Source organism: Sorangium sp. So ce145, from assembly GCF_051525985.1.
GTDB lineage: Bacteria > Myxococcota_A > Polyangia > Polyangiales > Polyangiaceae > Sorangium > Sorangium cellulosum_B.
Genome location: NZ_CP150315.1, coordinates 7,467,855 through 7,484,541 on the forward strand (window position 1 = coordinate 7,467,855; position 16,687 = coordinate 7,484,541).

Sequence of the window (16,687 nt, forward strand, 5' to 3'; positions counted from 1 at the left end):
AGCGATGACATCGCAGCTTCGCGCGCCGCGCCTCCTGGCCGCCGCGCTCTCGTTCGCGGCGCTGACGATCGGGTGGACCGAGGTCGGCGAGGCGCAGATGACGATCAAGCGCCCCGGCGATCGCCCCGACTACAAGGTCGAGCTGGAGCCGCACCTCCTCCTCACGCCGTTCGAGCCGCTCAGCGGCCCCGGCGCCGGGAGCGGCCTCGGCGCCGGGATGCGCGCCACCATCGACATCGCGCCCGACGGCTTCATCAAGCGCATCAACGACTCGGTCGGGATCGGCTTTGGCCTCGACGGCATCCACTACGGAGGGGACGCGGACTACCGCGGCGAGTGCACCCGCTTCGAGAACGGGCCCGCGGGCACGCGCATCTGCACCGAGGTCGACCGGTACGGGGCGCCCTCGAACTACGTGTTCGGCTCGGTCGTGATGCAGTGGAACTTCTGGCTCCACCGGAAGTGGTCGGTCTTCGGCGAGCCGGGGCTGTCGCTGTATCTCGGCGACGTGGGCCGCAACGGGGTCTTCGGGGTCTCACCGGCCCTGTTCGTCGGCGGCCGCTTCCACTTCACGGAGAAGGTGACGCTCACGATGCGGCTCGGATACCCCGCGTTCTCGCTGGGCGTCTCGTTCCTCCTGTGAATTTCGCGCGCTCGCGGACGCCCGCGTCGCGCGCCCCCGCGCCCCTCCTCACGGCTTCCCCGCGACGCCGGCCGACCTGATATCCTGCGCCGCATGCCGGAGACGCCGCGATCCGAAGAGACGCTCGGCTCGGCCTTGATCGAGGACCTCACGGTCCCGAGGCTCGGCGCGCCGGCCGCGCAGCCCATGGAGGAGCTCTCGAGCTCGGCGCTCACCGAGGACATCGAGGCGATCGAGGCGGCAGCGGCGGCCGGTGGCGCGGGCGGCGACCCGCTGATCGGGAGCCTGATCTCGGGGCGCTACCGCGTCGACGAGCTCATCGGGGAGGGCGGGATGGGCGCCGTCTACCGCGGCGAGCAGGTGCACCTCCGCAAGCAGGTCGCGATCAAGCTGCTCCGGCCCCTGGCCCGGCGGATGCCGGAGCTCGTGGCGCGGTTCGAGCGCGAGGCCGTCGCGGGAGCGCACATCCGGCACCCGAACGTCGTCGCGGCCATCGATTTCGGTCAGCTGGACGACGCGTCGTTCTTCCTCGTCCTCGAGTACGTCGAGGGCACGCCGCTCAAGGACGCGATCGCCAGGGGACGGCTCCCGCCCGCGCGGGCGCTCCGCATCGCGCGTCAGATCGCGTCGGCGCTCGCGGCGGCGCACGAGAAGGGCATCGTCCACCGCGACGTGAAGCCCCTGAACGTCCTGCTCGACGCGCACGATCAGGTCAGGCTCATCGATTTCGGGCTCGCGAAGGTGAACGTCGATCTCCTGTCCAGCCAGAGCCGCAAGACGGCGACGCCGAGCCCCGCCCTGACGAGCGCCGGCGAGGTCTTCGGCACGCTCGCGTACCTCGCGCCGGAGGCGCTGCGCGGGATGGACGCGGTGGACGCGCGCGCGGATCTGTACGCGCTCGGGCTCGTGCTCTACGAGATGCTCACCGGACAGCACCCCTTCGACACGAAGAACGTGGTCGAGCGGCTCAAGCAGCAGGGGCCGGGAGGGCCGCCGGCCCTGCGCGCGCGCGCTCCGGATCTGGAGGTGCCGTACGAGGTCCAGCAGGCCGTGATGCGGCTCATGGAACACGATCCGTCGTTCCGCTTCCAGACGGCTGCCGACGCCATCGCGGCGCTCGATGAGGGGCTCGCGGCGCTCGCTCGTTCGGCCGCGCCGCCGGCGCCGGCAGGGGGCGGGATCGCCGCGGGTGGGCAGGCCCCGTCGGGCGGGAACAGCGCGGCGGGCGGGGCCGCCGCGCAGGCCGCGAAGGCGGCGCCCAGGGAGCAGGCGCCGTCTGCCTGGCCGGGGCCCCGGGCGACGTTGCTCGCGCGCGCGCACCGCAGGCCCACGGCCTCGGCGCGCTGGGTGCCCCTCGCGGCGGCGCTCTCGGCCCTGGCGGCGCTCGCGCTCGGCGTCGCGCTCTGGCTCGTCGTCCGGCGGCCCGCGGCGACCACGGAGGCGTCGGCCGTCGCCTCCGTCGAGCCCCCGCCGGCGCCGGCGGCGCCGCCCCCTCCCGCGTCGGCGAGCGCGGCGCCCGAGGACGACGCCCGCGGCGCCCCGAGCCCGCGCGCGCAGCTCAGCCGGGCGGTGGCGACCAGGAACTGGGTGCTCGGGGCGCGGTCGCTGCTGGCCCTCGCCGAGGCCGATCCGGAGCTCGCCCTGAGCAGGGGCCTGCGCGAAGAGGTGCTCTCCACCGTGGCGGGCATCGGGTTCGAGGAGGACAACCCGGCGGCGGACGAGGTCTTCGACCTGCTCACGAACCGGCTCGGCAGCGGCGGGCTGGACGTGCTGCTCGACCTCGTGCGCGCGCGCGGAGGCACCAAGGCGGCCCGGCGCGCCAGCGAGATCCTGGCCCGGCCCGAGGTGATGGCGCGCGCGACCCCCGCGCTCCGCGTCCTCTTCGCGTTCCGCAAGGCCAGCTGCGGCGGCAAGCGGGCGCTCTTCGGCCGCGCCGCGGCCGAGGGGGACGAGCGCATGCTCTTCGAGCTCCAGGTGCTGCACGGCGCGCGGTGCAGGCGGAACGATCCGTGCTGCTTCCGCGACGACAAGGCGATCGCCGACGCGATTCAGCAGCTGAAGACGCGCCTCGGGACGTGACCGGCGCGCGCGGCGCGCCTCCTTTCAGCCGGGCGCCGCTCAGAGCAGGCCGCAGCCGTTGTAGAGCGGCAGGAGATCGCTGTCGCGCACCTCGCTCCGGATCGTCTCCGAGTAGCTCGGCCCGAGCAGCGGCCCGAGGAGCGGCCCGAGCAGCGGCAGCGTGTGGCACGTCTGGTTGCCGGAGGCGTCCTCCAAGCAGGTCAGGTCGCAGAGCCCCAGGAAGGCGATACCGCACGTCGACGCGAGGCCACACAGCCGCTCCAGCGAGAGGAGGCCGAGATCGAGCGGGCAGCTCAGCGAGAGCGCCGAGAGCTGCCCGGTGAGATCGGGATCGATGCAGGCATACCCGGCGATGGTCCCGGGAAGGAACGCGTTCCCGTACATCGTGGCGTCGTGGACGACGAACTCCGTGTAGGGCTCCTCGTTCAAGGGGCCATCGAGGGCCGGGTGGCCGCCCTGCAGCAAGATATCGACATGCTCGCCGGTGCCGTTCAGGTGCTGGAAGATGCAGGCCGAGACCCAGCGCTGCTCCGAGGGGGTGAGCGCACGCTCGGTCCACTCCGGCGCGAACCCGAAGGAGCCGTGGAACTCGCGGCCGTCCGGACCGTAGACGACCTGGTCAGAGGACAGCGCGCAGCGCACGGTGTAGTCGAGCACGCTCTTTCCGCCGGACGTGCCGAGCAGCGCCGTCGGGGCCACGACGTCGTTGGCGCCGGCGAGCGCGCGCTGGCCGAGCGCGCGGAGCGCCGTGCGGTTCGCTGGCGCCCAGAAGTCGCTGGGGAGCAGGCCGTTGCATCCGATGGGCACCGCGGCGCTTCGTATTGGCAGCTCCGCCGTCTCGAGGGGGTCGGTGTCGGACGGGGCGTCGGGGCCGGTGTCCGACGAAACGGCGCATCCCGCCGCGAACACACCGGCGCCAAGGAGACCAACCGCGATGAAACGGGTCGATGACATTCGGCTCTCCTCCGAGGTGGTCGCGCAGCCAGGCACACGGCCAGGTTCAGACATCGACCAGCAATATCGATCTTTCTTAAATTGGCAGTCTCCCATCTTCCAGGAAGGCGCGCAATGCTGAAAATCGGTATACGCTGGTTGTGTAGAAGGATCGCGCGAAAAGATTTACGTGAAAGTACGGATTCGCCTGAGCGCGACGCGGAATAAACCCTATCGCGACAGGCTGCCATCAGTCCGGCACGGGTGGATGAGCGTCCGGAGCCCGCGTTCTCTCCGCCTCGGCCAACCCGCGCTCCAGCTCGACGAAGCGGGACAGCCAGAGGGGGCTCTCCCCGCGGTGCTCCCGCGCGCTCGCGAGCGCCTCCTCCGCCTCACGCACGTGTCCGCGACGGAGCGCCATGCGAGCACGCCAGTAAAGGAACATCAGCGTCTGCTCGGCGATCGACTGGCCCCTCACCAGCCGGATCGCTTCGTCCCACGCGAGAGACGACGGAGGCGCCGGCCGGAGCCCGATCTCCGAGAGCACGAGCTCGAGCAAGCCATACTCCGTGAGGTCGCCCGGCTCGAGGGCGCAGGATCGCTGGATCCACTCGACGAGCTGGCTGGCCTGCTCGTACTCGTCGAGCGCGAGATGAATCTGCGCGAGCAGCATCGCCGTCTGGGGCATCGGGCGCTCGGAGGCCTGCTCTTCCAGCCACCGGGCGCGCCGCAGGAGCGCGAGCGCCTCGCGCTGCCTGTCGCTCCAGTGGAGCAGCACGGCGACGTTGTACGACGCCATCTTCTCCAGCCACGGATTGCCGATCTCGCGCGCGAGATCGACGGCGCGGCGCAGGTCGCCGACCGCGCCCGGCAGCGACCAGCGCCAGGCCCACAGCGCGATGCGGTTGATGTACGCCCCGCAGAGGTGAAACCGATCGCCGGCCGCCGTGACCAGGGCGATCAGGTCCTCGGAGGCGCGCTCGGCCTCGTCGCGGCGACCCGCGCTCGCGAGCTGGAACGACAGCATGATCAGGGCAGAGACGCGCGCGTCGTAGTCTCCCGACGCCGCGGCGCGATCGGCGCACGCGGTGAGCTCCGCGATGGCCTCCTCGGTCCTCCCCCGCCGCCACGCGGTGCGGGCCTCGGCGATCCGGAGGCGCAGCGCGAGCTCGGGAGAGCCCTGCGCGCGCGCGTGCGTGTCGACGAGCGGCCGCGCCTCCTCCACCCGGCGCGCCGACGCCTCGAACTCGAAGGCCCAGTCGAGCACGGTCGCGTCCTCGAGCAGGAGGCCCGCCCTCGCCTGCGCGTCGCCGAGCGCCTCGGCCAGCGCGAGCGCGTCGCCGAAATCGCCGCGCGCCTCCCGGACGCGGCACATCCGGTACCGGCTCCTGCCGCGGCCCGCGAGCGCGCGCGCGCGCCGGGGCGCGTCGCCCTCCTCGGCGACCTGGAGCGCGGCGTCGTAGCGCCGGTCCGCCTCGACGGCGTCGTGCCGCGCGGACGCGAGATCGCCGAGCGCGAGGTAGGCGTCGGCCGCCTCGGCGCGCTCGCCGCACACGGCCGCGTGGCGCGCGAGCGCGCGGAGGCCGTCGGTCGAGCCGGCCGCCACCTGCGCCCGCCAGTACGCGAGGGCGCTCCGGTGGATCGCGGCGCGGTGCGCCGGGTCGAGCATCTCGTAGACCGCCTCCTGGAGGACCGCGTTCTGGAACGCGTGCCGGTCGTCCACGCCGCCGCCGCGGCCCTGGCCGTCGCGCAGCAGGATCCGCCGCTCGACCAGGGCCGCGAGCCCGAAGCCCGCGTCGACCATCGCTCCGGCGCCGCCCGCGCGCTCCAGGCCGTCCAGCACCGCCTCGAGCTCGGCGCGGTCGAACGACATGCCGAGCGCCGAGCAGACCCGGGCGCACGTCGCGAGCTCCGGCGGCAGATCGTCGAGCCTCTGCGCCGCGAGCCATTGCCACGCCGGCGCGGGCGGCAGCGCCTCGATCTCCGCGGTCGCCACGTACGAGCCGCCGCCGGCGCGCCGGCGCACGACGCCCGCGCGCTTGAGCGACCGGACGATCTGCCGCAGGCAATCCGGGTTGCCGCCCGCCCAGTCGGCCAGCCGGCGGAGGATCTCCGCCGGCGGGTACTCGGCCGGCAAGAGCAGGCGCGAGGCGAGATCCATCGCCGCCTCCTCCGCGAGGGGCGCGAGCGTCACGCGGGCGTGGCGCTGGCTGCGCTGGCCCCAGCTGGGGCGGGCCTGCTCGAAGCGAGGGCGCGCGGTCACGACCACCCAGAGGGGGGTGCCCTCGCCGTCGAGCGTGGCGTACTCGAGCGCGTCGAGCAGCACGTCGTCCGCCTGGTCGGCGTCGTCGAGGATCACGGCGAGGGGGCCGCGGCGCGCCCCGCGGCGGAGCGCCTCGGCGAGCGCGAGCATCAGGCCGTTGCGGGCCTCCCCGGACAGGCGCCCCCCGCGGGGTCCGGCCCAGCCGAGCGCCGCGGCGACGGCCTCCCACGTCGCGCCGCCGAGCGTCTCGCCGAGCCGCTCCACGCAGAACTGCCGCGGGTCTCCGGGGCTCTCCCTCGGCGCGTCGAGCGCGACGCGGAGGAGCGCGCGCACGGCCTGCGCGGCGCCGCCGTGGATGGGGTGGAGCGCGCGCGCGGCCACCACGCGCACGTCCGGGACCGGCACGCCGGCGATGCTGGCCGCCTCGGCCGCGAGGCGCGTCTTGCCCAGACCGGCGTCGCCGATGAGCGTGAACAGGCCGGGGCACGTCCCGTCGAAGGCGTCGGTCGCGCTGGCCGCGAGCGCCGAGAGCACGTCGTCGCGGCCGAGCAGCGCCGGCTCGCGCAGGCTCTCCGGATCGCCCGGCGGCGTGGGGGCGAGCTCGTCGTCGGGCAGCGCGCGCTCGAACTCCTCGGTCATCACGAGCCCGCCCCAGGGCTCGGCCGGCAACCACGCCTCGGGGCGCTCGACCGGCGCGCCGTAGGCGGCGTGCAGCCCGCCGGCGATCCTGCGCAGGCGCACGCTGGCGAGGTGCAGCGCCACGCGCACGCCGCCGCCCAGCGCGAGATCGCGCGCCGCGGCCAGCGCCGCGCGGGCCGGGTCGTCGACGTCCCGCGCGGAGAACACGGCGAGGCAGCGCTGCCCCCGCTGCCGCGCGACGAACCCCCGGCGGCCGCCGATCGCCGCGATCACCGGCCCGGCGCCGCCCTCCGCGAAGAGCAGCGCGACCGGCTGCCGCCCCTCGGCGACGGCCGCCGCGGCGCCGTCGTCCTGCCGCTGCGATCGCGGCGCGGACGGAGGCGGGATCGAGTCGGCGCGAGGCCGCGCGCGCAGGGCGTGCAGGGTGAGCCGGAGCGCGGCGGCGCTGTCCGGGCGGCGGCTCGGGTCCTTGGCGAGGCAGGCGAGCGTCAGCGCCTCCAGCCCCTCGGGGACGTCCACGAAATCGCTCGGGCGCGGGGGGCGCAGCGCAAGGTGGCCGTGCTCGACGGCCGTCTCGCCGCCGACGAACGGCGGGCGAAGGGTGATCAGCTCGAACAGGATCACGCCGAACGCATAGATGTCCGCGCGCGCGTCGATCCGCGCGGCGTCGCCCCGCAGCTGCTCCGGAGCCATGTACTCCGGCGTCCCCACGATGTCGCCGGCGCGCGTCACGCCGGCGGACACCGCCGGCGGCTCGCCGCCTTCGGCGAGCCGCGCCAGACCGAAATCGAGCAGCGCCGCGCGCCCGCTCGAGCCGAGGAGAAAGAGGTTCTCCGGCTTGAGATCGCGATGGATGACGCCGCGCGCGTGCGCCGCCTCGATCACGGCGAGGATCGCGTCCGCGCGCCCGGCGGCGAGCTCCGGATCGAGCGGCGCGCGCAGCGCCGCCAGCTCCTCGGCGAGGGTCTGTCCGAAGAGCCTCTCCATCACGAGATAGGGCCGCCCCCCGGGGAGCTCGCCGCGGGCGACGAGCCGCGGGGCGTGCGGCACGCCGACGCGCTCGAGCAGCGCGGCCTCCCGCCGAAACCGCTCGCGCAGGTTCCACGCCGCGTGCCTCCCTACCTTGATGGCGACCGGCGATCCATCGCAGTCCTGCTGCGCGGCCCAGACGTCGGAGAAGCCGCCGTGACCGAGCGGGCCGAGCAGCGAGAAGCCCTCTATCACGGGCGCCGCGCGCGCCACGGTGTCACGCTCGCCGGGCGGCGGGATAAAGCCATCTCTGACGCACGGAGCGTCAGCGGCGAGCCGCCCGTGACATACGGAGCAACGGTGCATGATTCGGCTCGTCTGCCGGCAGCCGGGGGTCGCATTCGATACCGGCTTACGCGTACTGTAGTGTGCGGGCTCAGCAGTTGTCATTGAGGAAGTAAGCGGCTGTCGCATACCCCATGAAGAACCCTGGCCAGAACGATGAGTCGTTCCCCGCCGCGCCGCCGGCCGACGCCCCCGCGACGGGCGAGCCGCCGTTCGTCACGTCGCGGACATGCAAACAACGCACGCCCGACACGCGCGATCGCGAGGGCGCAGGCCCTGGCGCCCTGCGCGCCGCGGCGCTGCGGGCAGGCGAGTACCTCCTCGACGGCGTCATCGCCGAGGGTGGGTTCGGCGTCGTCCACCGCGCGGTGCACGCGACGAGCGGGGCGCCGGCGGCGGTCAAGATCATGCACGCCGACCTGATCTCGCGCGCCGACGTGGTGCTCCGCTTCCAGCGCGAGGTGGACGCGATCGGGCGGATCCGGCACCCGAGCGTCGTGGAGATCCTCGACGTGGGGCGGCTCGACGACGGGCGGCCCTACTACGTGATGGAGCTCCTCCAGGGCAAGAGCCTCGAGCAGCACCTGTTCGCGCGCGGCCGGCTCCCGGCGGACGAGGCGCTCGCGATCCTCGATCCGCTCTGCAGCGCGCTCGCCGCGGTCCACGCGCTCGGGATCATCCACCGCGACGTGAAGCCCTCGAACGTGATCCTGTGCGAGCGCGGCGGAGAGCTCAGGGTGGTGCTGCTCGACTTCGGGATCGCGAAGCTGCTCGGCGCGACGGATCTCTCGCTCACGTCGTCGCGGCACGTGGTGGGGACCCCGGCGTTCATGTCGCCCGAGCAGCTCCTCAACCGGCCTGTCGACATGCGGACCGACGTCTACGCGCTCGGCGCGCTGCTCTACACGATGATCGCGGGATCGACGCCGTTCCTGGCGACCACGTACCCGGTGCTGCGCCACCTGCACCTGCACCAGGCGCCGCCCCGCCCGAGCCTGCACGCGCCGGTCGACCCGGCGTTCGACGATATCGTCGTGCGGGCCATGAGCAAGGATCCCGCCGGCCGCCACCCGGACGTCACCGCGTTCCTGGGCGACGTGCGGGCCGCGACGGCGCGGATCGCGCGGACCGGCGCGGTGGAGGCGGGGCACATCCGACGCCTCGCCATCGGGCTGCTCGTCGAGGTCCTCGCCGAGAGCCGCGCGCTCGAGGCCCCCACCGACGCCTTCCTGGCCGAGTTCGAGGCCGTGGTCCCGGACGCCGTGGCCGCGCTCGCGCCCTCGGGGTTCTCGCCGCTCGCGATCACGAGCACCAGCGTGCTGCTCGCGGCGCCCTTTCGGCGCGGCGAGCGCGGCACCGAAGAGGCGCGCCACCGCGCGATCGGGGCCGCCGTCGCGCTGCACACGCGGCTCGCCGGGCCGGGCCAGCGCGATCCCAGGATCAGCGTCCGCTTCTGCCTCCACGCCGGCGACGTGGTGCTCACCGAGGACGGCGCCCTTATGGGCGGGAACCTCCTCGAGCTCTCCTCGTGCCTCCCGGAGACGGCGGAGCCGGGCGTGTACGCGTCGCCGGCGATGCTCGATGGCGTCGCCTTCTTGTCCCACCGGGTCTCGGGGGCCGCCGGCGCCACGATCCCGATGCGCCGCGTGTTCGTGCGGCCGCCGGGCCGCGCCGCGGCGCCCGCGTAGCGCCCCGGCGCTCGCTGGGCCGCGAGCGCCGGGCGCCGAGTGGATCAGCGGGCGGGCTTGACGAACTTGAGGGTCATGCGGTCGCTCTCGCCGATCGCGGCGTAGTGCGCGCGGTCCTTGTCGCCGAGCCGGAAGTTCGGCGGCAAGGTCCAGACCCCTTCCGGGTAGTCTTTCGTGTCCTTCGGATTCGCGTTGATCTCGGACTTGCCGCCGAGCTTGAAGCCCGCCGACTCGACCTTCTGGATCACCCACGCTTCCGGGAGGTATCCCTGCTTCGCGCTCTCATCGGGGTTGGCGTCGGGCTTCGCCCGGTGCGCCACGATACCGAAGACGCCGCCCGGCTTGAGCGCCTTGAACGCCTCGGCGACGTAGGCGTCGAACTTGCCGTTCCGGTGCCAGCCGTGCGCCTCGCGAATGGCGATGACGAGGTCGGCCTTGCCCTCGATCCCGAGCTTCGGGCTGTCGCGATCGATCACGACGACATCGACCTTGCCGAACAGCTCGGGCGACTTCTCGATCATGCGCTTCACGCGCTTGCCATAGAGCGTGTTGCGCGAGTCCGCGGGGCCGTTCGGATCGAACGCCGTGATGATGAGCTTGCCCTTCTTCGCGAGCACCGGCGCGAGCAGCTCGGTGTACCAGCCCTCGCCGGCCCCGAGCTCGATGACCGTGCTCGTCTGCTTGAGGCCGAAGAACTCCAGGTTCTCGACCGGGTGCCGGGCGGCGTCGCGCTCGGCGTTGCCCGGGGTGCGGTGCTTCCCCTTGAGCGCCGCCCGCAGCGCGGCGCCCGCGCTCGGGTAGTTGGCCGCGATGAGCGCCTTGACCTCGGCCTTGAGCGCGTCGTCGAACCGCGCCGCCTCCTTGTCGGCCTTGGCCTCCATGGCCTTCATGTCCTCGGCGAGCTTGGCGAGCTCCGCCTGCTTCTTCTCGGCTTCCGGGTCCGCCTTGGGCGGCGTCGCCGCCTCGGGCTGCGCGGCCGGCGCGGCGGCCGGCGGTGCCTGCGTGGGGGCCGGCGGCGGGGGCGGCGGGGCGCTCTCGACGGGCGGCGGGCTCCCCGCGCAGGCGGAGAGCGCGCCAGCGAGGACGAACAGCAAGGTCCTTGAAGTGATGTGCATGCGCTGCTGCGTAGACCGGAGGCAGGACGGCCGCAAGACGTGGCGAGACGTGGCGAGACGTGGCGAGACACCGCGAAACCACAGGGAAAACCGGCGAGGTTCCGCGTTGACCAGGCGGCGGGGCCAGGGTAGCGTACGCGGTCCCGGGGGGGTGCTCGCACACTCACGCAGGTGGCCGATGCCGCTCAAGGTTCATAACACGCTCACGAGGAAGAAGGAGCCTTTCGTCTCCGCCCGGCCGAAGGTCGTGCGCATCTACACGTGCGGTCTCACGGTCTACGCCCCGATGCACATCGGCCATGCGCGCACCTACTGCTTCTGGGACGTCTTCCGCCGCTACCTCGAGTACCGCGGCTATCACGTGCTGAGCATCATCAACTACACGGACATCGACGATCGCATCATGCAGCGCGCGAGCGAGCGCGAGGGTGCCGTCGACGTCGCCGAGCGGAACATCGCGGCGTTCCGGCGCGACTGCCGCAAGCTCCACATCAAGGACTACGCCGTCTACACGCGCGCCACCGACTTCGTCGACGAGCAGGTCGACATGGCGAAGCGCCTGATCGAGAAGGGCCACGCCTACACGGTGAACGGCGAGGTCTTCTACGAGGTCGGCACGTGGGCGCCCTACGGTGAGCTCTCGGGGCGCAAGGTCGACGAGCAGGAGGTCGGGGCGAGCGGTCGCGTCGAGGAGGACTTCGCTCGGAAGAGGCACCCGGCGGACTTCAGCCTCTGGAAGCCGACCGGCGCGGGCCAGCCGAGCTGGCGCACCGGCGAGGAGGGGTGGCCGACCGGGCGCCCCGGCTGGCACATCGAGTGCTCGGCGATGAGCACGGCGCTCCTGGGCGACCATTTCGATGTCCACGGGGGCGGCATCGACAACATGTTCCCTCATCACGAGAACGAGATCGCGCAGAGCGAGCCGCTCTGCGGGCGGCCCTGGGTGCGCTACTGGCTGCACCCGGAGCACCTCGATCTCAAGGACATGAAGATGTCGAAGAGCCTCGGGAACGTCATCTCCATCGAGGAGCTCCTGTCGAGGCACGGGCACGACGAGGCGCGGTGGTTCTTCGTCACGCAGCATTACCGTTGCAAGCTCCCGTTCGGCTGGGAGCTGCTGCAGCAGTCCGCACAGGGCTATGCGCGCATCAAGAAGCTCGCGACGGTCCTCGCCGGGAAGCTGAGCGGCGCGACGGAGGCTCCCCTCGCCCCGGGCGCGTACGCGTCGCAGCGGCCCGAGGAAGAGCGGTTCCCGAGGATGCGCCACCACTACGTTCACGGCCAGTTCGGGGAGCACACCGAGCGGTTCATCGCGCGCTTCATCGAGGCGATGGACGACGATCTGAACACGCCGAACGCCGTGGCTGCATTTTTCGATTACGTGAGCGCGCTCTATTCGGCTGGGATCGAGCAGTGTGAGGACCGCCCGTCGCTGCTCGCGGTCTACCGGGCGATCGTGCGTCACCTCGCTGTGTTCGGGGTGGAAATCGCCGAGCCGGCGCTCTATCCGGAGCTCGTTCCGGACTACGCGCTCGCCCCTGCCGAGGGCGCCGCTGGGCGCGGGGGTGACGCCGCGATCGACCGGCTGATCGCGATGCGCCAGGAGGCTCGGAAGGCGAAGGACTTCGCCAAGGCGGACGCCATCCGCAACCTGCTGACCGAGGCAGGTGTCGTGCTCGAAGACACCCCCCGCGGACCCCGCTGGTCTTCCTCCTGAGGAGCTCTCCCGCTTCGGATACGGGCCCATCTCGACGTTTTCGGTGCTCGGCGTACCAGAGTACGCCTCCGCGCCGAAAACGCCGATCTGGGCCCGTCTCCTGTGCGGGAGAGCTCCGCTAACGGATGTATCAGAGCTCGGAGAGAGAGCGGAGAGGATCGCGCGGCGGAAACTTGCCGGGGCGGGGAGCGGCGCGGCGGAGGGCGACGGTGGCATAGCGCGACGGCGGCGCGGCGCGATGCATTGAGACGGCTGCGCGATGCGTGGAGGAGGCGGCGCGGCGCGGCATATAGAAGCGGCGCAATGGATGACCGCGAGACGGCGGAGCTGCGGTCGGGACGAAGTGCGACGGGCGTGCGGCGACGAGAAGGAGCCTTGTTGTCTCTCTTTGCCGCGCGCCGCCGCGCACCATTCGGACGCGTCGAAAGCGTGCTTGTTTGATCTCGAGCCCCCGCCTGGGGGCGCAAAATGGGTGTGCCAGATGTGCCAGTGTCGGAGTCCCCCGACATGCCCAGGCACGCTGGGTTCGACGCGACAAGGCGAAAATCACGATCTGGGGCCGGGCATATCCATTGCCAATCGGGTGCTCCGCACCAGCGCCCAAACCCGAACGGCCCGGTCGGGTCAGACAGACGCCTGTTCGCGTCGCCGGCGGCAGCTCGAGCTGCCGCCGGACGGCGCTCGTGCAGTCAACTCTTACCCAACGAGAACGCAGATGCGGAACCTCTCCTTCGGCTTCACCCATACTCTCTCAATCAAAACCAGCTCGGCCGCGATCCTCGCCCTGCTCGCCTCGGGCGCCGCGTGCGGAAGCTATGACGTCGATGAAGGTTCACTCAACGATGCAGAACTAGCGCTCGAAGCGGCGGCCAGCGGGTCGAGCGCCGTCAGCGGCACCGTCTCCGGCGTCGGCACCAGCGTCGGCGTCGGCACCGGCGTCGGCGCGACCGGGACCGGCGGCTTCGACAGCAGCGTGGTCGCCAGCTCCACCGGCGTCGGCACTGGCGGCTCCACCAGCAGCTCGGTCACCGGCGTCGGCGGCGGCGCCGGCGTCGGCGGCGGCGACCCCGCCACCACCGGCGTCGGCGGCGGCGACCCCGGCGATCCGCCCCCGGTGGGGCCGCCGGCCGTCGGCTTCTGGCAGCTCGACGACTGCAACGCCGCGACCACGGCGCTGTTCGACTCGTCGAGCAACGGCAACACGGCCACCCGCTCGGCCAACGTGGCGTGCGCTCAAGGTGTCAGCGGCCTCGGCGTCGCCTTCAACAAGGACAACGACAAGATCCTTGTCGACGACGACGCCAGCTTCACGTTCGGACAGCACCTCGCCGTCGCCGCGTGGGTCAAGCCGACCGCGGTCTCAGGGTCGACGCCGCGGACCATCGTGCAGGAGAAGGGCGGCGGAGAGACGAGCTTCTCGCTCGACATCCGGAACAGCCAGGCGCGGTTCACCGTGACCTTGACCAGCGGGCGGACGGTCACCTCCCGGGCCCCCATCCAGGCCGGCGTGTGGACCCACGTCGCGGGGATCTACGACGGCACATTCGTGCGGCTCTTCCTGAACGGCGAGCAGGTCGGCCAGATCAGCGCGGCGGGCACGCTCCACGACATCGACGCGCCCATCCGTATCGGCAACAACGTGCAGAAGGAGCGCTTCACCGGCCTGCTCGACGAGGTCTGGCTCTCCGCCTCACCGACGACCGCCTTCGAGATCGCCCAGCTCTCCTGCCTCAGGCGCCCCACGACGGCCGTCGTCACGCCGGAGAGCAGCGGCCTGGTCGCCCCGAACACGCCGGTGGCGTACCAGATCGCCGTTACCAACAACGATGTCGGCTCGTGCCCCGGCCGCGACTACTTCCTCGACATCTTCAGCCCCTCGGGGGGCATCAACGTCTCCGGCGATCCCTCGTTCTTCCCCGGCGTCCTGCCCGGGAGCACGGCGACCTTCCCCGTCACCGTCACCGGCACCGAGGACGCGGATCCCGGCTCCCACGTGATCCCCTTCTCCGTGATCGACTTCAACTCGCCCGAGTTCATCGTCGCCTCCGGGGCCCTCGACTTCGAGCTGGCCGAGCCGACGGGGTGCTTCGTCCGGACGAGCCGGGAGATCTTCGTGAAGGACCTCAGCGTGGTCGAGGATCCCCTCCGCACGACGTTCAATGGGCCGCCGGGCGACCCCCGCACGGGCGCATGGACGTTCGCGCGCCTGATGGAGGACATGGCGCCCACGCCCGCCGACGCGCCAGCCATGGTCGAGGAGCTCTTCAGCACCTGGCTGACCGATCAGGTCGTCAACGGCTTCACCGTGCCAGCGCGCACGGCGATTCAGCAGGTCGTGCTCGACGAGTGGCCGAGGAGCCCTGACGGGGCGCTCGACCTGCGGCAGGCGCCGCTCTTGCTGCTCGGCATCGTCAACAGGATCGACGTGCGCAACCTCGCCGAAGGCCACGCCGGCGAAGGGAGGTTCGTGTTCGGCGTCGTCAGCCAGGGCTTCCCGCAGCAGTTCACCGTGATCCTGGAGTACAAGCTCCCCGCGTCGACCGAGGCCGACGTGCTCGACTGGGCGAACGACTGGCACGCCCTCGGCAGCCTGCCCTTCCCGTCCGAAGCGTACAACGCGGCGCTCCAGGACATCACCACGCGGTTCGCAGGCCGGAACGCCGCGCCCGGCAAGCCGAACGGGAGCTCGCTCGGGCAGCTCCGCACGAACGAGATCGCGCTCGCGGGGCCGTGGGAGCTGCGCGAGTTCGTCCTCTCGCCCGACACGGGCTTCCTGCGGCCGGAGACCGTCAAGCTGACGCCGGATCTCGGCTTCGACGGATCGCCCACGCTCGCTGACTTCGTGAACCAGAACGAGGCCGCGATCATCGCGGAGCAGCACACGGTGCCCGACACGTTCCAGGGAAACCCGTTCCTCGGGGGCTCGTCGTTCAACAACCTCACGGCCTGGACCGCTCCTGGCATCCTCAACAACGAGGCGCGGCACAAGTTCTCGCTCAACACCTGCAATGGGTGCCACGGCGCGCAGGAGACCGGGACGGGGTTCCTGCACGTGAACCCGAGGTCGCTCGGGAACGAGGCGTCGCTGTCGGGTTTCATGACGGGGATCACGGTCGGTGACCCGGTGAGCGGTGAGCCGCGCACCTTGAACGATCTGAGGCGCCGGAACCAGGATATGACGGCGCTGGTCTGCGAGCCTGCCCCGACCTTCGCGGCGCTCAGGGCCGCGCCGACAGGCGGCGCGGCGGCCGCCGCGGCCGCGAGCCGCTCGGCGTTCATCCGCCGCGGCATCGGGCGCGTCCACTGATCCGGTAGCGCCCCGGCGCGAGGGGCGGCGGGCGCGGACGGCGAGCCGCGCCCGCCCGGCCTCCCGGGCAGGGCCCCGAGGAGGACGCGCCGTCCCTTCAGCTATCGAGTCCCGCGCAGGAGAGCCGCGTCCCGGCCGGGAGCTCCAGCCCGAAGCGCTCTCTCAGGACGTCGAGGAGCGCGTCGTCGTGCACCGAGACGCGCTCGACGCCGTCCACCCGCCAAAACCCCAGCTCGCGGTTGCGCAGCGTCACCCGGCCTTCCGGCGACGGGAGCGCCACGATGAGGTTGTTCACGAACAGCGAGCTCGGGTGCGTGGACGTGTAGTGGTTCGCCACCTCGTAGTCGATCGGGAAATGCTCCTCGAGCGTGAACGCATAGATGTCCTGACACACCTCGCCCGCCCTGGAGGCGAGCACCCAGGACGAGCCCTCCCGGCGCAAGCCGATCACGTCGAGCACCCGCGCGTGCCCCTCGCCCTCGACGAGCGGGAGCGGCTGCAAGAGCCCCGGACCGCCGAAGCCGACGTCCGCGATGAACGGCCCCTCGGGCAGCTCGACCAGCGACAGCATGTGAGATCGAGGGCCCGTGTCGCTGCGCTGGAACCGCACCCGCGCGATGAGCGTCGTGAGCTTGAACCCGAGCCGGCGCAGCACCGCGGCGAACAGCGTGTTGTGCTCGAAGCAATAGCCGCCGCGGCGCGCCCTGACGAGCTTCGCCTGGACGCTGGCCAGGTCGAGGCGGATCGGCCGGCCGAGCAGGACGTCGAGGTTCTCGAAAGGGATGGAATAGACGTGCGCCGCGTGAAGCGCGTCGAGGACCTCCCGCGTGGCGGCGAGCGCGCCGCGGTAGCCGATGCGGGCGAGATAAGCGTCGAGGTCGAGCGACGCGCTGTCCTGTGTCGAAGGTTGCATTGGATCGGTGCAGCGAGGATACGCGGCCCCTCGCTTGAGCGTCAACGCACCGGTCAGCACATGGACGGCGGTGGAG

9 protein-coding genes are annotated in these 16,687 nt (G+C 72.2%); 5 read left to right on the top strand and 4 right to left on the bottom strand.

The genetic code is table 11. The annotated features are described in order from the left end of the window. Positions 1-4: 4 nt before the first annotated feature. Both WMF34_RS27445 and WMF34_RS27450 read left to right on the top strand, forming a co-directional pair. Complete coding sequence (locus tag WMF34_RS27445) at positions 5-643, top strand: hypothetical protein (protein WP_157906940.1); 639 nt, start codon at positions 5-7, stop codon at positions 641-643. 93 nt (positions 644-736) lie between these two features. After that, entirely contained in the window at positions 737-2,722 is a 1,986-nt protein-coding gene (locus WMF34_RS27450; RefSeq protein WP_437989634.1) for a protein kinase domain-containing protein, read from the top strand. Positions 2,723-2,761: 39 nt separating this feature from the next. Here WMF34_RS27450 and WMF34_RS27455 read toward each other — a convergent pair whose 3' ends face one another. Continuing rightward, positions 2,762-3,676, bottom strand: coding sequence for a hypothetical protein (locus tag WMF34_RS27455; protein WP_012237947.1), 915 nt, complete (start codon positions 3,674-3,676; stop codon positions 2,762-2,764). Between the two features lie 229 nt (positions 3,677-3,905). Then, on the bottom strand, positions 3,906-7,799 hold the full coding sequence (locus WMF34_RS27460) for a protein kinase domain-containing protein (protein ID WP_437989635.1): 3,894 nt from the start codon (positions 7,797-7,799) through the stop codon (positions 3,906-3,908). Between the two features lie 206 nt (positions 7,800-8,005). Between WMF34_RS27460 and WMF34_RS27465 the strand changes: the two genes are divergently transcribed. Continuing rightward, entirely contained in the window at positions 8,006-9,559 is a 1,554-nt protein-coding gene (locus WMF34_RS27465; protein WP_437989636.1) for a serine/threonine-protein kinase, read from the top strand. Positions 9,560-9,603: 44 nt separating this feature from the next. Here WMF34_RS27465 and WMF34_RS27470 read toward each other — a convergent pair whose 3' ends face one another. Then, the gene (locus WMF34_RS27470) at positions 9,604-10,674 is read right to left on the bottom strand and encodes a class I SAM-dependent methyltransferase (RefSeq protein ID WP_437989637.1); all 1,071 of its coding nucleotides are present in this window, start codon (positions 10,672-10,674) and stop codon (positions 9,604-9,606) included. A gap of 178 nt (positions 10,675-10,852) precedes the next feature. Here WMF34_RS27470 and cysS point away from each other — a divergent pair, with 178 nt between their 5' ends. Together cysS and WMF34_RS27480 are read left to right on the top strand one after the other, a co-directional pair. Further along, positions 10,853-12,391, top strand: coding sequence for a cysteine--tRNA ligase (gene cysS / locus WMF34_RS27475; RefSeq protein ID WP_437989638.1), 1,539 nt, complete (start codon positions 10,853-10,855; stop codon positions 12,389-12,391). Positions 12,392-13,106: 715 nt separating this feature from the next. Next, positions 13,107-15,698 carry a LamG-like jellyroll fold domain-containing protein gene (locus WMF34_RS27480; protein WP_437989639.1) on the top strand — a complete coding sequence of 864 codons (2,592 nt, stop codon included), beginning with the start codon at positions 13,107-13,109 and terminating at the stop codon, positions 15,696-15,698. A 97-nt stretch (positions 15,699-15,795) separates the two neighbouring features. Here WMF34_RS27480 and WMF34_RS27485 read toward each other — a convergent pair whose 3' ends face one another. After that, on the bottom strand, positions 15,796-16,611 hold the full coding sequence (locus WMF34_RS27485; RefSeq protein ID WP_437989640.1) for an arylamine N-acetyltransferase family protein: 816 nt from the start codon (positions 16,609-16,611) through the stop codon (positions 15,796-15,798). Positions 16,612-16,687: the final 76 nt, after the last annotated feature.